The sequence below is a fragment of the Veillonella sp. 3913 genome (assembly GCF_003992235.1).
Classification (GTDB): Bacteria; Bacillota; Negativicutes; order Veillonellales; family Veillonellaceae; genus F0422.
The window spans coordinates 484,238-507,076 of the sequence record NZ_RQVF01000001.1; the positions used below are offsets into that span (position 1 = coordinate 484,238).

Genomic DNA, 22,839 nt, shown 5'->3' on the forward strand with positions numbered 1-22,839 from the left:
TACTATTGCAATTGAACTATAAGATCTGTATATCACTTTTCTATACACGTTGTTCTTATTGTACCATACTAGGGACCAAAGGATAATAAAAATAAAAGGAACCCCTATAAGGATTCCCTTTTACTATGTTTCCGTAGATTTGTATATCCCTACCGCGTCATCTCCACTAGCTGTTTCACATAGTCATTACTCGGATGATTCTTTACTTCCTCCGTTGTTCCATATTGTTGTATCTTACCTTCGTGCATGACAAGGATATGTGTGCCTAGCTTGAAAGCTTCGTGCATGTCATGGGTGATAAACACAATAGTACAGTCCGTTTGCTTATGAATATGTTTCAAGTCTTCTTGTAGTTGATACCTTGTAATAGAGTCCACTGCTCCAAATGGTTCATCCATGAGCAATATCTTCGGCGAGTTCGCATAGGCTCTGGCGATGCCAACCCGTTGTTGTTGACCTCCAGATAATTCCTTAGGATACTTTTCCTTACTATCTAGTGGTAAGCCCACTAATGAAAGCATGCGTTCTACAATAGCATCTACCTCTTCTTTCGGTGCACCCTCTAGTCTAGGCACATACCCAATATTCTCTGCTACTGTCATATGGGGGAACAGTCCATCCCCTTGAATAGCATAGCCAATCTTTCTCCGCAAAGAAATAATATCCTGATCGATAACACGAGTTCCAAAAATAGTAATATCTCCTTCGTCGGGTACTATCAATCCATTAATCATTTTTAAGAGTGTCGTTTTCCCTGACCCAGATGTGCCTACAATACAAAGAAAGTCACCTTCATTGATTGTTAGATTGCAATCTCTCACCACCCATTTGCCTTGATAGGATTTTCCAATATCTTTATATTCTATAATCTGATTCATCTAATTCACCACCAATCCTTTAGATTGCAAAAATTCCTTTGCCACTTGTTTCGGATCTTCCTTATCAATTTCTACCCTTTTATTCAGCTGTGCCATAGTACTTTCATCTAAGATACCGTCCAAACGATGTAATACCTTTTCTAGCTCAGGATGTTTTTGTAACGTTTCCTCACGAACAACCATGCCCGCCATATAGCTTGGGTAAAAGTTTCGATCGTCCTCTAATACTACAACCCGTGGATCAGACAGTTGACCATCTGTAGTAAACACAGTCATCGCATCAATTTTCTTATCAAACAAGGCTTGATATTTTAATCCATTGTCCATATCTACTTCTTTTTTGAAGTGATAGTTATAGGCTTTAGCTAACGCTTTATAACCATCTTCACGTTCAAAAAAATCATATTCTGCACCAAATGTTAGCTGTCCTGCATACTTCGCCAAATCAGTAAACGTTTTAATACCATATTCCTTCGCTAGATCTGCTCGAATGCCAATACTATAGGTATCGTTAAAACCAAACATGCCCTTCCACAAAAAATGATACTTGTCCTTGTACTCTGCACTCAACATAGGAAACTTGTCATTCTTGTAGTCTTCCTTATGTTTCAACACGATTTGCCAAGATGTCCCTGTATACTCCGGATACATATCAAAATCGCCTCGCACCATGCCAGGATGAATATTAGATGTGCCGCCACCTACACCATGGGTGTACTTAACCTTCAAGTCAGTATCTGCCTCAATGAGAGTACCCACGATTTCCGCCAAAATGTATCCTTCCGATACAGGTTTTGATGCAATGTGAATGGTATCGTTTTTACTATACTGTTGCATTCCCAGGACACCAAAAATAATCACTAAGATAGCTCCCAATGCATAGCCTATTTTTTTATTCACTACCGTATGCATTTTGTGCTGTTCTACTAGTTTACCAATGAAGCCTAGTATGCCGTCTATGACCAAAGCTAAGAGAGCAATTAAAATACCGCCAATCCAAATCAATATTTCATTGTTAGTAGTTATACCACGGTAAATAGCAACTCCTAGACCCCCTGCCCCTACAAAGGAAGCAATCCCTGCTAAGGCGATGGTCATGGTCACCATATTCATAATAGCTCCGAAGATAACAGGAAATGCTAGCGGTAACTGTATTTTCCATAAAATTTGCCTATCTGTACTACCCATAGCACGGCTAGCCTCAATAATCTTTGGATCAATAGTGGTAATCCCTACATAGGTACTACGCACGATAGGTAACAACGCATAGATGGTAAGAGCAATAATAGCCGTCGTATTTCCCACACCAGTAAAAGAAATCAAAAAGCCCAACAAAGCAATTGAGGGTATGGTGTAAGCAATATTCACTACAGATATAACAGAATTAGCCAATTTTTGCTTCCGTGTGATGAACACTCCTATAGCCAAACCCAAAATCGTGGCAATGATGACTGCTGTAAAAGTAATTCCTATATGCTCTAGCAATAAATGCATATAAAATGGCCAGTTCTTACCTAACTCTTCTAATAAATTTTGTATCATCAAATCCTCCCTTTTTACAATATGTTTGTAGATCTTTTTTCATACTAAATTACCATGAATTTAAGGTATAAAAATGTTGGAGACTCTTTATGAAGAGTCCCCTAACATAGTACTTAATCTTTTACGATTTTATCTTTCATTTGTTTCAATGGACGCGTTAAATCAATATTACCATAAGTCGGCAAGGTCACTCCTTTTACCTTTACATACACCTTATGTACACCATCAAATTCCACTGCTGTATTGACGATAGATGCAATGCGAAGTGTGGCTGTTAAACCTGTAGCATCCTGTAAAAAGTCATCATTCAAAACCACGGTCACAGTATCATCATGTTTTGATGTTTCGACTACTTTTGTGCCTTTTGCAAAGACTGGATATTCTGCACGACCATCTTGCTCAATCATCAAATTTATGGCATCTTTTACCGTTTTACGCTCTTTATCAATCGTAAGCGGTTGTGGCATTACGCCTTTCCCATCTTGTCGCGGTACATAGACCACAATTTTTGTCATCTTATCCATCGCTTTTTTATCTTCTGATGTAGTCGATTGAACGGTTGTTTGTTTTCCTAGATCTAGTTTCAAATCTTGAGAATTACACCCCGCCAAAGCAATGACACAAACGCTCATCATAGCCACTAAGCCATAGCGTAATGATTGTTTCATGAATTAACCTCCAAAATAGATTTCCAACCCTTTTGCTAATTCATTAGCAAATTGTTGTCGTGTAGATGATTCTTTTAAATGACCTTCCTCCTTAGGATTTGAAATAAATCCTAACTCTACCAATATAGATGGCATAAAGGAATGTCGTAATACATACAGATTTCCTGGTTGAATACCACGATCACCATTAAATCCACTATGATCAGCAATCTGACCTTGTACGGAAGAAGCTAGTTTTTTCGACTGCTCAGATCCGTCAAAATAGTAGGTAGCAATCCCACCTACATTAGGATTGGAAAAAGAATTAATATGAATACTGATAAATGCATCAGCTTGATTAGCATTTGCCACATTCACACGAGCTTGTAATTCATCAACACCACTCGCATGTGGACCATACACATCTACATCTGTAGTACGAGTCAAGATAACTTTAGCACCTTTCGCTTCCAGTATAGATTTTAAATATTCTGATATAGGCAAGGTCACTTGCTTCTCTTGTAATCCGGTTGGTCCAATAGCACCTGGATCACTACCCCCATGTCCAGGGTCCAACACAATAATCTTACCCTTGATGCCACCAGATGTGCGATAACTTACTGATTGTGGCACTGGTTTTTCTGGGATTGTTGGTAAGACAATTGGTTTTTTAGGTCCTTCCTTGGATTCTGTTTTTGCCGGTGAGTTTACCTTAGGTTTCTCCACCTTAGCCACTGGTTTTGGTATTTCCTTAGGTACAACAGGTTTTACCTCTGCAGATGTAGTAGCTACCACTGGTTTAGCAGCTACAGCAGATTTAGCCTCCACTACAGGCTTTTTCCCATAGTAGTTTTCTCGTGGAGCCACCCCTTTTTTCTGAATATCCACCACCATACGGTATGGCTTATTATTTACAGTGTCTTTTTTTAATGTAAATACTTTTAAATCTTCTACATCAATAGCTTTTGGTGTTTCAATTTTTACTAGCGTATCTTGTCCTTGTTGTGAAAGTGTAGCACTTTTAGCAATACCATCATCCATCATAATTGATGTAGGTGCTCCTGCTAGAGTAGCATTTTTTAGCACTAATGTAGTCGATGTACCACTAGCACTAATAGAAGCCGTAGCATGAACAGGACTTGATAAACTAAAGACCATTCTCACAAAAGGAATTGGTGCATCATTTCTTGTCACCCAATGAAGATCTGTCACATTCGCAGCCTTCGTGACACCAAACAGAACTGGTAACACCAATACTAACATACCCAATAGGGCAAATAACTTACGCAAATATCTCACTCCAATCTGTATTGCACTGGATAGTTTTCTTTAGACAGTATCCTTATTATACCATACTTGTGAGCTATATACATGAAAAAGTAATGAAAGTTATTCTTTTTACAATTTTATCTAAAATCCAGAACTAGCATCTGCTTGTGTATTTCTAGAAAAGATTCACTACATTGAGCATTTCATACAGTATATAAAAAGAAAATAAAAAAGAAACATAAGTAGGCTTTATGTATCCATCAAAACTGACTATATTACATGCCTACCTATGTTTCTTACTTTTATATATACATGTTATGTAGAGCTTTCCGCTCAATCATTCATAACCTACTTATAATCCTCTAATGATAAGAACCCACAAATATCTTATGAACTTATTATTTTAGGCGACTAAGCTGTTTGTTTTCCATTACGATTCATAATGTAGTACAATACAGCACCTACTACTAAGCCACCAAGTCCCCAGAATACTTTTTCCAAAGAAGATTGTGTTATCAACCAAACACTAACTACAATAGCTAATACTGGAATCACTGGTCCCATTGGAACACGGAACGTTCTATCCATATCTGGGCGTTTGCTTCTGAATACAAGTACTGCTAAGCATGTAGGTAAGTATTGAGCAAAACGAGATACTACGGAAATAGCTGCTAATTTTTCAAAACTACCAGTCCAAGATAATACAACTGCAAATACTACAGTGACAATAATAGCTACATAAGGAGCATCTTTTTTATTACGTTTGGATACTACTTTAGGAATCAGTCCATCATCCGCCATAGCTACCCCAGAACGTGGTGCCAAGAAGGAAGATGCTACGTTAATACCACCGATAGAAATCAGTGTACCTGCTGTAACAATTGCTTTCGCCAAAGGTCCCATGAACACAAAGGCTGCATCGGCTACAGGAGTTTTAGATGTAACAAGGGAATCACCCATGATACCAATACAAATCGCTTGAATTAAGATATATACAATAGATACCAGTGTTAATACAAGAATAATTGCTTTTGGCACATTGCGTTCAGGGTTTTCCATATCTTCCGCTGCTACCGCAATAGATTCAAAACCTGTGAAAGCGTAGAAAATAATTAAAGCTGCCGCTCCAAAGCTTGCTTGCGTCATATCTGGCACAGATTGCATTGGTTGGAAGTTAACACCTTTCACATAGAAAATACCTACTAGGATGAAGAAAATTAATGGCAACAATTTACCTATAGTTACGATATTATTGATAATTTTTGAAATCTTAACACCCATGATATTCATGATACCAAGTACCACGATAATCAATGTGGCAATCACATTTTTACCCATTTCTGTACTTGCTGGTTCCCATACCGCACCAAGAGCAGTAGCAAAACCTACTGCCATAGCAGACCAAGCAATTGTTGCAATTGCCCATTTCATAAAACCAACTTCAAAACCTACGAAGTTACCAAATGCTTCCTTTGCATAGACATATGGACCGCCGTTCTTATTGAACATACCGCCCATTTCGGCAAAACATAAGGCAATGGACATCACTAGTAGAGCATCGAATACGATAACCCATAAACTGTTGACGCCTACCAACGCAGCCGCTTTACCTGGAAGCAGGAAAATTCCTGTACCAATAATTGCATTCACCCCTAAGAGTATGATACTCATGAGGCCTAACTTGTTGTTTAACATACTACTTTCTCCTTGTACTGTTGCCTTTCAAAGCTCATAGTTGTACTACTAGAATGTATATACAGACAGTATATACATATCATCACATCATATTAGAATAATGCGTGAGCAATAAAATACCCAACAACACAGCTTGTAAATACTCCGATAATACCTGGAATAATAAAGCTATGATTAATAACAAATTTACCAATTCGTGTTGTACCAGAACGGTCAAAACCAATACATGCTAAGTCAGATGGATACGTTGGCAATACAAAGTATGCATAACATGCAGGTATGAAGGATAACACAATCAATGGATCTACGCCTACACTTAAACCCATTGGCACCACGATAGCGAGTGCTGCTGCTTGAGAGTTAACCAATTTAGAAATGATAAACAATACAAGTGCATAGGTCCATGGATGCTCTACTACCACACTCGATAGAGTTGTTTTGAATTGTGGAATATAGGCACCAAAATAGGTTTCTGCCATCCAAGCTACACCGTATACCGACACAACAGCAATCATACCAGATTTGAATACAGAACCACTTGTTACATCGCTAACTTTTACTTTACAAACCAACAGAATTAAAGCTGCCATCACAAGCATCGCAATTTGAATTGTTGGAGTCATGGATAATGGTTTCCATAGACCTTTTGCATTAGGAACTAATGGCAATAATTGGTTAGGGAAACTACCGAATAAAGCAATGACCAAAATACCTAGTAAGAAAATGATGGTTGCCCAATATGCTGTGCGAGGAAGTTCTTTTACAACACTAGCTTCTTTATTCTCTTCATAGATATAGGCACGTTGTTCAGGATCTTGAATACGAGCTTGGAAGTCAGGGTCATTGGCCAATTCCTTACCACGACGCATACTCCATACACCAGCTACAATAACGCCAATAAATGTAGCTGGAATTGTAATGGATAAAATCGTTACCACGCTAGCTGGGAAGTTGACTGCCCCTAACATAGCTACTACAGATACAACCGCAACGGATGCTGGAGATGCACAAATCCCCATTTGAGAAGCTATGGATGCCACAGCCATTGGTCGTTCTGGACGAATCCCCTCTTTGATAGAAATGTCATAGATGATTGGGAACATCGTATACACTACGTGTCCTGTTCCGCATAACACAGTTAAGAACCATGTTGTGATCGGCGCTAAAATAGTAATTTGTTTGGGATTACTACGAAGAAATTTTTCTGCGTATACAAGCATGACATCCAAACCTTTGGAAGCTTGTAAGAAACCAGAACAAGTTACAACTGCCATAATCGTTAGCATTACGTCAATTGGCGGTTTACCGGGTACAAGACCAATTACAAATACGTAAATAGCAAGACCGATACCAGATACAGCGGCTAAGCCTAAGCCACCATGTCTTACACCAACAATTAAGCAAGCTAACAATAGAATAAATCCGAATAAAATAATCATGAAATTACTAAATCCTTTCTAATAAAAAAATCACTTGTCGTATACATTATACGGCAAGTGACGTAATAAAAACAGTGATAAACCGCTTCTATAGGATATATTTTACATGAAAGTTAGTTATTAATTACATTCATTTCCACTAATTCTTCACAAACTCGGTTTGCTAAATGACGATTATGCGTAATCAGCACCAATGTCATATTGTGCTTATCTACTTCTTCTAAAATGACAGACCATAATTGCGCTTGTGTAATCGCATCTAAACTAGCGGTAATCTCGTCTGCTATCAATACTTTCGTCTGTGGTGAAAGAGCACGTAAAATAGAGATCCGTTGTAATTGACCACCAGATAATTCATTAGGCCAACGAGACAACCATTCTCTTTCGATGCCCATACGATCCAATAAGGACTCTGGAATATCCCAAGCTTCATCTAAACTCTTTTTGAGTTTCCATCTAGGGTTTAAGGCTTTTTCAGGATGTTGATAAATCAATTGAATCGGATTGTATCCTTGTATCTCCCGAATATCTTGCCCATCTAAGGTGACGATGCCACTTCTTTGCAACATATACCCTGCTAAAATTTTAGCTAATGTGCTTTTACCATATCCACTAGGACCCAGTAATGCAATACGCTTACCTTGTTCAATTTGTAAAGACACATCATTCAGTACAAATTCACCCCCATGATACCCAAAGGTGAGATTTTTAATGTCTAACATCATATCCCTCCTTTGTCATCAAAAATTGTTCAACTTCTGCTTTAGAATAGTCCCTAAACTCATTCTGTGGCAATGCATTAAATAAAGCACGTGTATACGGATGTGTTAACAGCTCTGGACTTTGAAAGTTTCTTGCCTCTGTCACATCAATTAAGCGACCATCATAAAATACAGCTACACGATCTGCCACATGAATAGCCAAATCTAAGTCATGGGTAATGAGCATACAGCTTTTTCCTTCATTCGCCATATCACGGAACATCTGTAAGGCTTGCACAGCATCTTTCATTTCCATACCAGGAGTTGGTTCGTCCGCTACAATAAACTGAGCATGACTAATCAATGCTGTCGATACTAGCACGCGCCGTGCCATACCACCAGATAGTTCAAAGGGATACATACGACTCACACCTTCACGCAATGCTAATTTCGCAAATACGGCTTCTTGTTCCGCCATATTCCCTGTTAGTCCAACAACTTGTTTTCCCACTTTCATAGTCGGATCCAAATAGGTGATCGACTGTGGTACTAGAGCCATCTCTGAACCACGATAGAGTTCTTGTTGTTTCGGAGTTAACTCTTCTCCTTTATAGAAAATCTTCCCATCCACAGTAGAGTTATAAGGCAATAATCCCATAATAGCGTGCGCTAACAAGGATTTTCCTGACCCGCTGGCACCGACTACGGCTAATATTTCTCCTGTGTAGACACTCAGTGAAATATCCTTAATCCCCTGTACATGGCGTTTTGAAAGTTTCCCTTGGTACATTTCAAACGTGACTGCAAGGTTCTCTACCCGCAATAATTCTTCTTTCATGAGAACCTCCTATCGCTGCGAATGTGCAGGGTCGAATAACTCTTTTAAAGCTTCTCCCAATCGATCAAAGAAAAATACCACAACCATTAATGTCATGCCAGGGAAAAAGGCCAACCACCATAATCCTAAAGAGATATGACGAATCGATTCAGACAATATGATACCAATAGCTGGTAAGTCTAATGGTAACCCATAGCCTAAAAAGGTAATGCCAGCTTCATGCAAGATAGCATGAGGAAACAATAACACAAGACCAATGATATATTGTGGTAAAACATGTGGCACAAAATGCTCTTTGGCAATACGGAAATAGGAATGACCATAATTACGCGCTGCCAACACATATGGTTCTTTACGAAGTTGCATGACCTCTGCCCGTATCAATCGTGTTAAGCGAGTCCAATGTGTCGCCACCACACCGATGACAATACCTTTCATTCCTCCCCCTAAGGACACAGAAATCATGAGGATTAGCAAAATATGCGGAACCCCCATACATAAATCAACAAGCCACAAGATAAAGGCATCTACTTTTCCACCAAAGGTAGCAGATAAAGTTCCTAGCACCAATGCTATACAAGAACTGACAAAAGCAGCCAATAATCCTACTTGAATACTAATCGATAGACCTTTGATACAACGATATAGCATATCTCTTCCCATATGGTCAGTACCAAATATATATTGCAAGGACGGCTCTGCGTATTTATTACCATAATTGATTGCATAACTTTCTTCTGGCATAAGTGCCCCTGCAATGGTAATCAATACAAGGACAACAGATACAAAAGATGCTAACAGCAACATTTTTTTACGTCTTGTCCAAGAATGAACAGTCGATACTTCTATTACATCGTCATTCATATCTCATGTCCCCCTTTCCTAATTTCTGGATTCACCACTGCATACAATATATTAGCAATTAAATTGCCAACAAATACAAAGATGGCACTAAAAAATGAAATACCTAATAATAATGGAACATCTCCTCGCAAACCTGCCAATGTCACCGCACTACCTAAACCAGGATAGGAGAATACGACTTCTGTTAAAATGGCACCTCCGAATAGTTCAGCAAAAGATGCAAAATGTAATATAATCGCTGGAATCATCACATTCCTCAACCCATGTCGTAACACACGTTGCCACAGCGTTTCCCCTCTAGCTTCTGCAAATAACATATAATTACTGCCTAAGCAATCGATCATCTTTTGTCTCGTATGTAGAGTGATAGCAGAGACACCCGTAACCGCTAAAGTTAATGCGGGTAAGACCACATGGTATAATCGCTCTGCCCATGTGACATCTGCCCCGATTTTACCAATGGGAGTGGATAAGGCAAAGGGAAACCATTGTAATTCCACTGCAAAAATAAATAGCACCACAATGCCTAACCAAAAGGTTGGTATAGATACGCACAACAAGGAAAACCCATTGATGATTTTATCAATCCATGTTCCCTCGTATACGCCACTGACGATACCAAAGAAAAACCCTACCAATCCAGCTAGTACCCATGAAAGCATCATTAACAAAAGAGTTTCTTGGAACTTCTCAGCAATGACATTAATAACAGGTTCATTGTAAAGGAAGGAAACTCCCCAATTACCTTGTAACAAGTCTGCTGCCCAAATACAGTATCGTTCTACTGGTGGCTTATCAAATTGCCAGAAAGCAGCCATAGCCGCTTTTTGCTCCTCCGTCACAGATAATCCCGAAAAATACGCATCAATTGGATCAATCGGAGAAATAACTAAGAGCAAAAAGCTAACTACGCTGACAGCAAATATCAAAAGTACCACACGAATAAGTTGTTGTCTAATAAAAGACCAAATTTGCTGATTCATATGTAATCCTTACTATACTATTTCCATTGCCATTGAGAAAGATTTGCTATAATACCCATGCCTTGTCCACGTTGATTAACGCCTACATTACCTAGGTCTAGACCATCACGAACTAAATATGGAACGGATACATTGGCAATCCATAAATATGGTACATCTTCTTTTATACCTGTTTTTCCATCCCATTGAGCCAACTTAAATTCTTTAATCGCTTCATCCCAGCTGTTAGCTGCCAATGCCGCATCAATATGAGCATCTACTGTTGGATTGCTATACATAGCTGGGTTATTAATTACGTTTTTACCAATTTGGGAACTATGGAAATACATGTAAAGAGACAATGGATTAAAGTCACTAGAATTCCAAATTGTAGGTACATTACGAGCAATTTTACGAGCATCAGACCATGCCATAGATTCCGCAATCATATTGATGCCCAATTTTTTTGCATCCGCTGCTAGCGCTACTGCTGTATTATAACGTTGTAAATCGTTGGAACGACCGGAAATTTTAAATTCAGCTTTTACGCCATTTTTTTCACGAATTCCATCACCATCTGTGTCTTTCCATCCAGCATCTTCAAGAATTTTTTTCGCTTCTTCTACACGATTATCTGTGATATTTAATTCTGGATTAACCCATGCTAGCTCTTTGGAATACATGTATGTTGGTTCACCAAATCCATTCAATGCATTTTTGATAATTTCTGCACGATTAATACCAATATTTAAAGCTTTACGAATGGCTGGATCAGACGTAATATTATTACCTACTTTCATACCATTTTCTTCACGTTCTGGTTGTGTTGGAAGATTCAATGTAAAAGAAGCTATAGTTTGCATCGTAAATACTTTCATATTATCTACTTTTGCATTCGCATAGTCAGAGTTCAAGAATAAAACATCCACTTGACCAGATTTAGCCGCTGCTACTGCAGCATCTTCAGCAATATTTAAAACTGTCACTTTTTTTAATTTTGGTTTTTCACCATAATAATATTCATTCGGTTCCATAATTAACTGTTGCTCTTTTTGGAATGCCACTACTTTCCATGGACCAGAACCAATTGGTTGTGAACCGTAAGTTTCTTTATTATACGCATGGGCTGGTACAATCCCCAATGTAGAAGTTATTTCAAGAAATGGAGACCAAGGTTTTTTCAATGTAAATTCTACCGTATAGTCATCTTTTGCCACGACTGATTCCATGAAAGTAAGATCTACATAGCCACCTGCCTTTTGTGCTGTTTCATAAGTAAATACAATATCTTTAGCTGTTAGTGGTTGACCATCAGAGAACTTAACATCATCACGAATTTTAAATGTATAATGCAAGCCATCTGGAGATATGGTTACATCTTTCGCTAAATCCATTTCCAGTTCTTTTTTATCATTTCTTGTATATAACGCAGAGTGGAATGGATCCGCAGCCCACATACCCCATCCACTAGTAGGGTCATAACCACCATTAATCATATATTTCCCCATGGAAATAACAATTTCTCCCTTGGCTGCACGATCAGCTCTCGCCTGATCTGTATTGCCACCGCAACCAGCAATCATTAAAAATGCCATAATCGTGGTTACAAGCATAAATAATCTTTTTAACATAACGTACGCCCTTTCAAAAATAAAATATTTATACCCTAAACTTAAAACCTATATCCTCCTTTCGAATAAAACATAATGATTAAACGGATATATAATTAATCATCTTTATAAAAAATCCATAGTGCACCTATCGTATAAAAAAGATACCCTCTTCTTATATAAATTAGGTAACCACTATTGATTACAAACATCATAAAACAACTTTAGATATATTCTAAAAGACTTTATGAATTAAAACTTTCTAATATCTTATCAGTTCTTTCACCTATATGTAATTATCTTTAATCTTACAATACACGATCGTCATTCGTCAAATAACTTTCGGTTATACGTGAGAAATAAATATATTCTCAAATTAAAAGAAACATAAGTAGTATAAAAGACCATCTATAAATATATATACACGCATCCATATACTAACTTATGTTTCTTCTCTACTTAATTAACATATTTTTACTTTTTCTTTCCAAAGAAAAAAGATACTACAGCAATGACAATCACTGCACCAATGACTGAAGGAATCAAAGCCATCCCAGCTAAGCTTGGCCCCCAAGTGCCAAAAATTGCTTGTCCCACAGAAGAACCTATTAAGCCTGCAATAATTCTAGCAATAATACCCATAGATCCAGCTTTTTTAGTAATTTTACCTGCAATAAATCCAATCAATCCACCAATAATACATGACCAAATCATACTACCCCTCCTTTATAAAGTGTATATATTTATATGAAAGCACTATACTTAGTAGCTTCTGTAATAAAGACCTCAATTGTATTCTACATCAACTGTGATGATTAATCAAACTCGCTTCCCTCGAACTCTTGGACATCCCCTGACATAGGCCGATCTAATGCTTACTACATGGCTTCACTCCTGGTAAGCAGCGCCACAGCTTCTGTATGATACGTCTGCGGGAACATATCCACTGGTTGAACTTTTACCAATTGGTAGCCCTGTTTTGTCAGTATTTCTATATCTCGTGCCATGGAGGATGGGTTACAAGACACGTACACTATCCGTTCTGGCCCCATCCCAACAGCAGCATGTAATACATCTTCTTTGCAGCCTGCACGGATGGGATCGAATACAATCACATCTGGCTTAATGCCTTGTTTATACAACTTAGGCATTTCCACCGCTGCATCGCCTACGATAAATTCTGTATTATCGTATCCATTTCGTTCTGCATTCTTTTTCGCATCTTTGATGGCAGGCTCAACGATTTCAATTCCAATGACATGTTTTGCTTTGTGAGCCAAGAACAAAGAAATAGTTCCTGTTCCACAATACGCATCTATCACCATTTCATGGCCTTTCAAGTCCGCAAATTCCAAAGCTGTATCATATAGTACCGTGGTTTGTTCTGGATTCACTTGAAAGAAAGAATGCGGTGACAATTGAAAGGACAAATCTTTGATGTAATCTGTAATTTGGTCTTTTCCATAAATGGTACGATTCGTAGGTCCTAAAATCACATTCGTTTGTTTTGGATTGTGATTCACTACGATGGATGTTACCTGTGGCAATGCTCTTACGATACGGTCTACCAATTCCGATTCACGAGGAATATTCGCTGTGCGACTTACGAGGATAACCATCCATTCATCTTTCCCAATACGACCCACAACATGACGAATGACACCTCTTTCCGTATACTCATCATAAGGTTCGATTCCCAATTTATTCATAGCTTCATAGCAAACTTTACGAATCTCATCATTGCCTACATCTTGAATAGGGCAATGTTCATGGTTAATGATGCTATGGGATCCCTTTTGATAAAATCCCATACGAATTTTGTCTACGGTGCCACCTACAGGCATTTGCATTTTATTCCGATACCGCCAAGGCTGCTCTGGGCCTATGCAAGGTAATACCAAATTGGGGTCACATTTAGCAATCCGTTCGATAACGGCTTTCACAGATTCTGTTTTTAGTCGCAATTGTTCTGTATAGGACGCATGTTGTAATTGGCAGCCCCCACAATTGCCATATACCTTACATTCTGGGGCCACTCGCTCTGCAGACGGTGTGAGCACCTCTACAATATCTCCTACAGCATAATTCTTTTTGACTATGGTAATCTTCACTTGCACCATTTCATTCGGTAAAGCATAGGGCACAAATACTGTAAACCCTTCGTATTTGCCTACCCCTTCGCCACTACTGCCGGTGCCGTGAATCTCTATCGTATATGTATGTCCAACGCACACCGGTGCTTTCTGTTGTTTCTTCTTCTCACTCATCTATATATCCTTATACACAATGTAATCGTTTGTATCAATGTATGTCTTTTTATTATATCATTTTTATATGTTCTTTACACGACTCCTTACATCATTGGTAGTGAAAGCAACTCATTGTATTCTATAACCTGCTCCTCTCAAAAAAGAAAAAGCATACAGCCTCCATCATGGAGACTGTATGCCTATGTATCACACTCTTTTTCAAAACTAGTATGCCTTATGTTCTAGTGCATTGAGCTGTTACTTTTACCAATACCAGTTTATTTCACTAAACGATTGCGAATGATCGCTGCTCCTAATACCAATACGACACATCCAACATGGAATGGCAAGCTATATGGTTCAATATATGGTGCTGCCATTGGATCATGTTGAATCATGCTAGCAGAGACCCATCCTAGGATACCACCACCTGCGTATAGAATAACAGGGAATTTATCAATCAGTTTTACAAAGATAGTACTGCCCCAAACAATAATTGGCACTGTTACTAACATACCAGCTACTACTAGCCCAAAATGACCTTCTGCTGCTGCCACAACGCCTAGCACATTATCGATGCCCATCACACCATCAGCAATGATAATCGTAGCAATAGCGCCCCAGATATTATCTTTTGCTTCAATATTGTGTTCATTATCGCCATCTTTCAATAAGGAATAGCCAATCCAAAGCAACATAATCCCACCAACAATGCGTAATGCAGGAATATTATCTAAAGCTTCAATAAACAAAATGGCCATCACTAGACGCAAAACAATTGCCCCTGCTGTGCCCCAGAAAATAGCACGTTTACGCAAATGTTCCGGCAAGTTTTTAGCTGCCATACCAATAACGATAGCATTATCGCCAGCCAATAATATATCAATAATAATAATTTGTAAAATTGCTAATAACCCTTGTGTTGATGTAATATCCACCATATCCTCCTATATTTACTACTTAGAATACATTTTATTATAGCATAGGGAACCCATAAAACAAAGGATAGCCAATTCTCTGAATCAGCTATCCTCTATATTAGTAACAACTAAATTACTCTAGTTCCTACCTCTTTATTTTTGTGTAATAACACGTTTGCAATTAGATGTTCTTTCTGTTTTACAACAAATCAATGACTTCTCTAATCTAAAATATATACTTTTACTGTTCGACGACCAAATTGGATGGCCTCATTATAGCTATCCATAGCCAAATCAATGCGATGACCTATAATAGCACCACCTGTATCATCCGCTACAGCATAACCATATCCTTCCACATACACTTCTGTTCCTAATGGAATTACATTAGGATCTACCGAAACATACCCACGGCGAAGTGCGTTGCCTCTAGCTGTATGTGTACCAGATTCATAACTTGAATAGGCACTTGCTTCCATTTCTAATGTTTTTTTATAGCTTGTTGGTTTGCCTCGTTTGATAGATAATTTTGACCATGTAGCACTATCAACAGTTCCTGTCACTGGTAATCCATAATGACGCTGGAAACGAATCAAAGCTTCTTTAGTTCCATCCCCAAAGACACCATCAACAGCTCCAGGAGAAAATCCACTATCTACTAATTTAAGTTGTACTTCTTCTATGTTGCGACCACGATCACCAAACCGTGATACTTCTACACTACGGGTATTTCGAGATGCTTGTTGCCCCTCAAAGTGTTTTTGATTCTCTAGTAAAGCACGCATAGTTTCCTTGCCAACTCTACCATCTGGAGTTAACCCGTGTTCTTTCTGAAAGACGAGTACTGCGTATTCTGTATTATTCCCAAACACTCCATCTGCTGTATCAAGCAAATAGCCTTGGGCTACTAACAACGCTTGTAACTCTTCTACCTCTTGACCGCGATCACCACGTCCTGATGTTGCCAAAGCTGTCACCATGGTACATACCAACAGGAGAATCGCTAGGAGAGTTATTTTTTTCACGATGTTCACCTCATATCTAAATGCTTATACATTTTACCATTTTTTGGGAGATACGTCAAAAAAATAGGACTTTTTTAACACTTTAACACCACTTAGTACCTATTTTTATTATATTTTTCCCACATGTGGTATAAATCTCTCCCCATAGGAAATACCACCTACTACATATATACACTAATAAATGTTAGTTTTCCTCAATTTCTATAGTAATTATGCATAAAAATGGGGTTGCTATACTAAATTGGCATAATTAAAAAGCTGTAATGAAAGTTTTCTTTCACTACAGCTTATATAGAGCCTCTACTCTCTATGAAGTATACAATTAAATATGTTGTCCTTTGATCATATCATATTCAGATACACTCACTTGTTGTTTACGTCCAGCAATGCGCAATACTATATATCCCAAGATACCAGATACGATAGAGCCTACGAAGATACCAACTTTTGCCATTTCTTGAGCTTCTCCTGGAGGAAATGCTAACAAGGATACGAACAAACTCATGGTAAATCCGATACCACAACATAGGGCAATACCATACACATGAACCCAATTGGTTTGAGCTGGCATTTCTACTAGTTTAGATTTCACTAGCAAGAACAAGGTACCAAACACACCTACTTGTTTACCTAATACTAAGCCTACTGCAACACCTAATACAACTGGATGGGCAAAGCTTTCTAAAGTAAATCCGTGGAAAGATACTCCTGCATTGGCAAAACCAAAGATTGGAATAATTAAATAGGTAACCCAGTTACTTAAGGTGTGTTCCCATTCAGATAATGGAGATACATGACGACCATCACGTATGCCATGGTATGGAATAAAAGCCGCTAAAATTACACCTGCTAAGGTAGCATGCAACCCTGATTTAAACACACAGAACCAAAGGCCAAATCCTAATGCTAAATACGGAATTGGTCTCGTATAGTTCATACGGTTTACGTATTGTAACATGAACACGATGATTGCTGCTACGAATAAGTAAAAGAAGTTTAACTCCGCTGTATAGAAAAAAGCAATGATAACAATAGCCATCAAGTCATCCATAACAGCCAAGGTAGTTAAAAATACTTTCATTGCAATGGGTACTCGATCACCTAAGAGTGAAACGATACCGATGGCAAAGGCAATGTCTGTAGCTGTTGGAATCCCCCAACCATGAATATATTCTGGATGATAACCGACAATGAAATAATAGATTAAAGCCGGCATTAAAAGGCCAAAAAATGCTGCAATACCAGGCAAAAATCGTTTTGCATTGGTATTCAATTCCCCTGCAATCATTTCCCGTTTTACTTCAAGGCCTACAAATAAAAAGAAGACCGCCATGGCCACGTCATTAATCCATAATTCAATGGACAATGGTCCTAATTTAGCATGAAGCAAAGAGTGGTACAAACTTTCTACTGGAGAGTTTGCCAATAGCACTCCTACCACAGCAGCTACAAAGAGTAGTACACCCCCTGCTGATGGTGATGTAAAAAAAGATACAATTCGATTCATACAATTACCCCTCTACTATGTAATATATATCATTAAATAACTAACATATTCTTTTGTTATTATATCACTAATTATATTCTTTATCTATCGAATTTTTTCTATATTGCGCATGTATACAAAATCCAACACTCGATTTTCCGATGTCCTTACGATACTGTTGTCCCTCAAAGTCAATCATTGCCACACGTTCATAGGCATGTCCTAAGGATTGTTCTAATGTATCTCCTACTCCTACAACACCTAATACACGACCACCTTGCGTTACATAGTGACCTCTTTCATATGCCGTACCAGAGTGAAATACCATCGATACAGTATCCATAGTATGAATATCTCCTATGACACTTCGACCTGTCAAGGGCTGTTGTGGATATCCTTTAGATGCTAAGATAACACATGCCGCATATTGTTTAGACCACTCCAAGGTCATTCCCTCTAACTGACCCGTAGCCGTAGCATACATGATATCTCCTAGATCACTCTGTAATAATGGTAATATCACTTGTGTTTCTGGATCTCCGAAGCGAGCATTGAATTCTACTACTTTCGGTCCTTCCTCGGTAAGCATAAGACCTGTATACAAACACCCTATATAAGGATAGCCTTCTTCTGCCATGGCTTTCACGATGGGTTTTACCATAGTGTCTACAATCTCTTGCTCTAAACTGTCATTCAGTTCTAGCACAGGTGCATAGGCTCCCATACCACCCGTATTCGGGCCTTCATCATGGTCTAATAATCGTTTATGATCTCTTGCTCCTATCATAGGTAAGACGTGAGTACCGTCCACAAAGGACAACAAAGATAGCTCCTGTCCTTGCATATATTCCTCAATCACAACGCTTTCTTCCGAACTGCTCAGTATCTCTTCCAACACTTGTTCTGCTTCTGTGAAAGTCTCGCAAATGGTGACACCTTTACCGCCCCAGAGGCCATCTCTCTTTAATACAATGGGCACCCCCCATTGATGAATAATGCTGTTTCCTGTTTCTACATCTTTGCAAACCTCATACTTTGCCGTAGGAATCTCATATCGATACATTAACTCTTTCGCAAACGACTTAGACCCTTCTAATCGGGAAGCCTGCTTGGATGGTCCAAATACTGGAATCCCCACTGCTCGGATCGCATCACTAAGTCCCTCTACTAAAGGGAGTTCTGGACCTATTACCACTAAATCAATCTGATATTCAACCAACCAAGTCATCAGGGTTTCTCGATGTTTCCAATCTATTTCTACCATCGTTGCTACGGATGCCATGCCCGCATTTCCTGGTACTACATAGACATCTGTGACAGATGGGCTATGATGTAACTTCCAAGCTAAAGCGTGTTCACGACCGCCATTGCCGATAATACATACTTTCATAGATACCTCTCATATAGTCTATTTGATAATAGCATGTTTCTTAATAACAACACGAGATCCCACTATCTCCAAGGCATCCTCGCAAAATAAGCGCACCGCTTCAGGGTAGATGCGATGCTCTTCATGTAAGATTCGTTTTGATAAGGTGTCCACCGTGTCATCTTCAAAAACTGGTACCACTGCCTGCACAATGATGGGACCTGTATCTATACCTTCATCCACAAAATGAACAGTACATCCCGTGTATGTTACGCCTTTCACTAAGGCTTGTTTCTGTGCCTGTAAGCCTGTAAAAGCTGGCAATAAGGAGGGATGTATGTTCAAGATATTTCCTCTGTATGTTTGCACAAATGTAGGTGGTAATATACGCATATACCCAGCTAACAAGATGCCCTCCACTTCATATTCTTGTAACAAATCTAGCATAGCTTGTGTCCAGGCTGCTTCAGTACCATAGTTGGCAGTCTCTACTATGTGTACAGGAATGTGCCAAGCACATCCTTTCTCCACAATACCCACATTGGGTCTATCACTAATGACAAGAACTATTTCACCCTCTATATACCCCGCTTCTATGGCCTTATAGATGGCTTCTCCATTAGACCCTCTGCCACTGCCAAATAGAGCCAAACGTTTACCCATGGAATGCCTCACCAAGAATCGTCACATCTCCTTGCCCTTCTGTAACAAGTCCAATGGAGTACACTACCTCTCCCTGTTCTTGTAACACTTCTACGACTCGTTCTACTAATTCTGGTTTCACCACAAGTACCATGCCTATGCCCATATTGAAAGTATGATACATTTCTTTCGTTTCCACATGTCCCCATTCTTGTAATAGCTTAAAAATAGGTGGTACTGGCCAGGCATCACTATGAATAGTGACAGATAACCCTTTTGGTAATATGCGAGGAATATTGTCGTAGAAAGATCCTCCTGTTATATGAGCCATCCCCTTCACTAACTGTTCTTTCAGTAGTGATAGAATAGGTTTTACATACAGTTTCGTTGGTGTTAATACTTCTTCTCCAATGGTACGACCTAACTCTTCTACATAGGTATCCAATGGTATTTGTTGTTTTTCTAAGATAATATGGCGCACTAAGGAAAATCCATTGGAGTGTAAACCTGATGAAGGTAAACCTAGCACCATATCTCCTGCCTCGATAGAGTCTCCCGTAATGCATCGGTCCTTATCTACAATCCCCACTGCAAAGCCAGCTAAATCATAATTGCCATCGCCGTAGAAACTAGACATTTCCGATGTTTCTCCACCGATTAAAGCACACCCACATTCTTCACAAGCCTCACCAATACCATCGATGATACTTTCAATATGATTATGTTCCAATTTACCGACTGCAATGTAGTCTAGGAAAAATAAAGGAGTCGCCCCCTGTGCTACCACATCGTTCACACTCATAGCCACACAATCTTGACCAATCTGGCGATGCTTATTCATGAGGACGGCAAAGCGAATTTTAGTACCCACCCCATCCGTACTCGATACAAGAATGGGTTCTTTCATGGCGTGCTGTGCCAAAGAATAGAGCCCACTAAAACCGCCTAAGGATCCTAATACACCCGGTGTATAGGTGCGTTCCACACGGTGTTTAATCTTTTGAATGAGCTGGTTGCCCGCTTCCATATCCACGCCAGCATCTAAATAGGTAACAGGTGTATTATCAACAGACATAAGTACCTCCCTTAGTATACTCATCCCCTACAGGACTTGGATACTCTCCAGTAAAACAAGCCACACACAAATGCGGTGCTTCTAATTGTTTTATAGACTGCACCAATCCTTTATGAGACAAATAATATAAACGATCAACGCCAATATATTGACGGATTTCTTCTATGGAATATCGATGAGCTAACAACTCTTCTGCATCAGATGTATCGATACCAAAATAGCAAGGATACCGAATAGGTTCAGAAGTTAAACACAAATAGATTTCTTTTGCTCCCGCTTGTCGTAACATGGAAACGATATATCGACTTGTGGTGCCTCGTACAATGGAATCATCAATGAGAACAATACGCTTTCCTTGTACCACATCAGGAACAATACTAAACTTGTTACGCACCGCTTCCTCTCGACTAATTTGGTTGGGTTCTATGAAAGTCCGCAATACCTTCGGATTTCGCACTAATCCTTCCCTATAGAGTATACCAGATTCCTCTGCATATCCCTGAGCAGACAAAGTCCCTGAACTAGGTATGGGCATAACAATATCCGCTTCATACTGTGTTTCTTTTGCCAACTGACGCCCCATCGCTACCCTTGCTTCTGATACACCTTGCCCATCGATAACACTGGTAGGATGTGCAAAATAAATATATTCAAACACGCAAGTATGTTGTTCCACTACCTCCTGTTGTTCTACGCCTGCACTTCCTACATGTAATTGTTTTGTTTTTTCTTTATTTTCTAATCCCTCAACCCCACCTCGAGAAATAGTTCTACTCTGTATACCACCCTCAGTATTTTGGTAGTCCGAGACTTCGTATCTTATACTGGAGTGATACGGTACACTGCGGAAATCTGTTCCATCAATAAGAATTATTTCACCAGGCCTTACATCACGAATGAAAGTCCCCTCTATAGCGTCTATAGCGCAACTTTCAGAGGCAAGTACATACCCATGGGCCGTACGTCCCACACAAAGAGGACGATACCCATGAGGATCTCTCACACCTATCAGCATCTCATTAGCAACAATCGTCAACGAAAAGGCGCCTTCCAATCTTCTACAAGCTTGCTGAATCGCACCTAAGATGGTCGATATATTGGAGCAGTTGATTAAATGGACGATGACTTCTGAATCCATTGTAGTCGTAAACACACAGCCTTGGGTTTCCAACTCACGACGTAACACTTGGGCATTCGTCAAATTCCCATTATGGGCTACTGCGAATGTCCCCCACGGTGATGTTCCTACAAGAGGTTGTACATCACAAGGATTCTCTATACCTGTGGTGGAATACCGCACATGCCCAATGCCTATATGACCTTTTAAGAAAGAAACATCCTGTAAGGCCTCTTTCACGAGCCCAGGTCCTTTCACCACATCTATCTGTAATTCATGAGCAACAGCGACACCCGCTCCCTCTTGCCCTCGGTGCTGTAACGCCATAAGCCCTTCATATATAGTTGTCCCGATGGTAGAGGACTTGTCATAGACTCCAAAGACTCCGCATTCCTCATGCCATGTATCTAACATACTATCATATTTCATTATGCCCCCTAGAGTCATACTCTACTCATATCGTGCACACGGACAAATTATCAAATGTCAAACTATTTCTATTATAACTTGC

The 22,839-nt window shown here is 39.2% G+C and carries 20 protein-coding genes; all 20 read right to left on the reverse strand.

Annotated features, from left to right (window positions below):
- Window positions 1-149: 149 nt before the first annotated feature.
- The 20 genes from EO113_RS02435 to EO113_RS02530 all read right to left on the reverse strand — a co-directional run bounded on the left by EO113_RS02435 (window position 150) and on the right by EO113_RS02530 (window position 22,757).
- Window positions 150-878 (reverse strand): ABC transporter ATP-binding protein, encoded by a 729-nt coding sequence (locus EO113_RS02435; RefSeq protein WP_126940903.1) that lies wholly within the window; start codon window positions 876-878, stop codon window positions 150-152.
- Entirely contained in the window at window positions 879-2,420 is a 1,542-nt protein-coding gene (locus EO113_RS02440) for a glycine betaine ABC transporter substrate-binding protein (RefSeq protein ID WP_127135469.1), read from the reverse strand. It lies immediately after the preceding gene.
- Between the two features lie 113 nt (window positions 2,421-2,533).
- Window positions 2,534-3,088, reverse strand: coding sequence for a GerMN domain-containing protein (locus EO113_RS02445; protein WP_009353602.1), 555 nt, complete (start codon window positions 3,086-3,088; stop codon window positions 2,534-2,536).
- Window positions 3,089-3,091: 3 nt separating this feature from the next.
- A complete protein-coding gene (locus EO113_RS02450; RefSeq protein ID WP_126940901.1) occupies window positions 3,092-4,357 on the reverse strand; it encodes an N-acetylmuramoyl-L-alanine amidase in 1,266 nt (421 codons plus the stop codon).
- Between the two features lie 390 nt (window positions 4,358-4,747).
- On the reverse strand, window positions 4,748-6,031 hold the full coding sequence (locus EO113_RS02455; RefSeq protein WP_062403123.1) for an APC family permease: 1,284 nt from the start codon (window positions 6,029-6,031) through the stop codon (window positions 4,748-4,750).
- A 92-nt stretch (window positions 6,032-6,123) separates the two neighbouring features.
- Window positions 6,124-7,470, reverse strand: a complete 1,347-nt coding sequence (locus EO113_RS02460; protein ID WP_126940900.1) for an anaerobic C4-dicarboxylate transporter — start codon at window positions 7,468-7,470, stop codon at window positions 6,124-6,126.
- Window positions 7,471-7,583: 113 nt separating this feature from the next.
- Window positions 7,584-8,192: an ABC transporter ATP-binding protein gene (locus tag EO113_RS02465; protein ID WP_126940899.1), complete on the reverse strand. Its 609-nt coding sequence runs from the start codon at window positions 8,190-8,192 to the stop codon at window positions 7,584-7,586.
- The gene (locus tag EO113_RS02470; RefSeq protein ID WP_126940898.1) at window positions 8,179-9,009 is read right to left on the reverse strand and encodes an ABC transporter ATP-binding protein; all 831 of its coding nucleotides are present in this window, start codon (window positions 9,007-9,009) and stop codon (window positions 8,179-8,181) included. Before EO113_RS02470 ends, EO113_RS02465 begins: the two co-directional genes overlap by 14 nt.
- A gap of 9 nt (window positions 9,010-9,018) precedes the next feature.
- On the reverse strand, window positions 9,019-9,873 hold the full coding sequence (locus EO113_RS02475) for an ABC transporter permease (RefSeq protein ID WP_126940897.1): 855 nt from the start codon (window positions 9,871-9,873) through the stop codon (window positions 9,019-9,021).
- Window positions 9,870-10,856: an ABC transporter permease gene (locus tag EO113_RS02480; protein WP_126940896.1), complete on the reverse strand. Its 987-nt coding sequence runs from the start codon at window positions 10,854-10,856 to the stop codon at window positions 9,870-9,872. The genes EO113_RS02475 and EO113_RS02480 overlap by 4 nt, the downstream gene beginning before the upstream one ends.
- A gap of 17 nt (window positions 10,857-10,873) precedes the next feature.
- Complete coding sequence (locus tag EO113_RS02485) at window positions 10,874-12,466, reverse strand: ABC transporter substrate-binding protein (RefSeq protein WP_038145150.1); 1,593 nt, start codon at window positions 12,464-12,466, stop codon at window positions 10,874-10,876.
- A gap of 453 nt (window positions 12,467-12,919) precedes the next feature.
- Window positions 12,920-13,159 carry a GlsB/YeaQ/YmgE family stress response membrane protein gene (locus EO113_RS02490; RefSeq protein ID WP_009354058.1) on the reverse strand — a complete coding sequence of 80 codons (240 nt, stop codon included), beginning with the start codon at window positions 13,157-13,159 and terminating at the stop codon, window positions 12,920-12,922.
- A gap of 164 nt (window positions 13,160-13,323) precedes the next feature.
- On the reverse strand, window positions 13,324-14,712 hold the full coding sequence (gene rlmD, locus EO113_RS02495; RefSeq protein WP_127135470.1) for a 23S rRNA (uracil(1939)-C(5))-methyltransferase RlmD: 1,389 nt from the start codon (window positions 14,710-14,712) through the stop codon (window positions 13,324-13,326).
- A 260-nt stretch (window positions 14,713-14,972) separates the two neighbouring features.
- Window positions 14,973-15,632 carry a TerC family protein gene (locus EO113_RS02500; protein WP_082717820.1) on the reverse strand — a complete coding sequence of 220 codons (660 nt, stop codon included), beginning with the start codon at window positions 15,630-15,632 and terminating at the stop codon, window positions 14,973-14,975.
- A 203-nt stretch (window positions 15,633-15,835) separates the two neighbouring features.
- The gene (locus EO113_RS02505) at window positions 15,836-16,639 is read right to left on the reverse strand and encodes a peptidoglycan-binding protein (RefSeq protein ID WP_305037026.1); all 804 of its coding nucleotides are present in this window, start codon (window positions 16,637-16,639) and stop codon (window positions 15,836-15,838) included.
- Between the two features lie 322 nt (window positions 16,640-16,961).
- Window positions 16,962-18,146 (reverse strand): Na+/H+ antiporter NhaA, encoded by a 1,185-nt coding sequence (nhaA, locus tag EO113_RS02510; protein ID WP_127135471.1) that lies wholly within the window; start codon window positions 18,144-18,146, stop codon window positions 16,962-16,964.
- A 67-nt stretch (window positions 18,147-18,213) separates the two neighbouring features.
- Window positions 18,214-19,515: a phosphoribosylamine--glycine ligase gene (gene purD, locus EO113_RS02515; RefSeq protein WP_127135472.1), complete on the reverse strand. Its 1,302-nt coding sequence runs from the start codon at window positions 19,513-19,515 to the stop codon at window positions 18,214-18,216.
- A gap of 18 nt (window positions 19,516-19,533) precedes the next feature.
- Entirely contained in the window at window positions 19,534-20,157 is a 624-nt protein-coding gene (purN, locus tag EO113_RS02520; RefSeq protein WP_127135473.1) for a phosphoribosylglycinamide formyltransferase, read from the reverse strand.
- Window positions 20,150-21,211 (reverse strand): phosphoribosylformylglycinamidine cyclo-ligase, encoded by a 1,062-nt coding sequence (gene purM / locus EO113_RS02525; protein WP_127135474.1) that lies wholly within the window; start codon window positions 21,209-21,211, stop codon window positions 20,150-20,152. The genes purN and purM overlap by 8 nt, the downstream gene beginning before the upstream one ends.
- Window positions 21,201-22,757, reverse strand: coding sequence for an amidophosphoribosyltransferase (locus tag EO113_RS02530; protein ID WP_127135475.1), 1,557 nt, complete (start codon window positions 22,755-22,757; stop codon window positions 21,201-21,203). The genes purM and EO113_RS02530 overlap by 11 nt, the downstream gene beginning before the upstream one ends.
- Window positions 22,758-22,839 lie beyond the last annotated feature (82 nt).

Bases quoted from the DNA above. Each gene is read 5' to 3' on its own strand.
- purM (WP_127135474.1), bottom strand. From the start codon at position 21,211: ATGTCTGTTGATAATACACCTGTTACCTATTTAGATGCTGGCGTGGAT.
- rlmD (WP_127135470.1), bottom strand. From the start codon at position 14,712: ATGAGTGAGAAGAAGAAACAACAGAAAGCACCGGTGTGCGTTGGACAT.
- purN (WP_127135473.1), bottom strand. From the start codon at position 20,157: ATGGGTAAACGTTTGGCTCTATTTGGCAGTGGCAGAGGGTCTAATGGA.
- EO113_RS02445 (WP_009353602.1), bottom strand. From the start codon at position 3,088: ATGAAACAATCATTACGCTATGGCTTAGTGGCTATGATGAGCGTTTGT.
- EO113_RS02435 (WP_126940903.1), bottom strand. From the start codon at position 878: ATGAATCAGATTATAGAATATAAAGATATTGGAAAATCCTATCAAGGC.
- EO113_RS02475 (WP_126940897.1), bottom strand. From the start codon at position 9,873: ATGAATGACGATGTAATAGAAGTATCGACTGTTCATTCTTGGACAAGA.
- EO113_RS02490 (WP_009354058.1), bottom strand. From the start codon at position 13,159: ATGATTTGGTCATGTATTATTGGTGGATTGATTGGATTTATTGCAGGT.
- EO113_RS02480 (WP_126940896.1), bottom strand. From the start codon at position 10,856: ATGAATCAGCAAATTTGGTCTTTTATTAGACAACAACTTATTCGTGTG.
- EO113_RS02460 (WP_126940900.1), bottom strand. From the start codon at position 7,470: ATGATTATTTTATTCGGATTTATTCTATTGTTAGCTTGCTTAATTGTT.
- EO113_RS02530 (WP_127135475.1), bottom strand. From the start codon at position 22,757: ATGAAATATGATAGTATGTTAGATACATGGCATGAGGAATGCGGAGTC.
- EO113_RS02485 (WP_038145150.1), bottom strand. From the start codon at position 12,466: ATGTTAAAAAGATTATTTATGCTTGTAACCACGATTATGGCATTTTTA.
- EO113_RS02440 (WP_127135469.1), bottom strand. From the start codon at position 2,420: ATGATACAAAATTTATTAGAAGAGTTAGGTAAGAACTGGCCATTTTAT.
- EO113_RS02465 (WP_126940899.1), bottom strand. From the start codon at position 8,192: ATGTTAGACATTAAAAATCTCACCTTTGGGTATCATGGGGGTGAATTT.
- EO113_RS02470 (WP_126940898.1), bottom strand. From the start codon at position 9,009: ATGAAAGAAGAATTATTGCGGGTAGAGAACCTTGCAGTCACGTTTGAA.
- nhaA (WP_127135471.1), bottom strand. From the start codon at position 18,146: ATGAATCGAATTGTATCTTTTTTTACATCACCATCAGCAGGGGGTGTA.
- EO113_RS02455 (WP_062403123.1), bottom strand. From the start codon at position 6,031: ATGTTAAACAACAAGTTAGGCCTCATGAGTATCATACTCTTAGGGGTG.
- purD (WP_127135472.1), bottom strand. From the start codon at position 19,515: ATGAAAGTATGTATTATCGGCAATGGCGGTCGTGAACACGCTTTAGCT.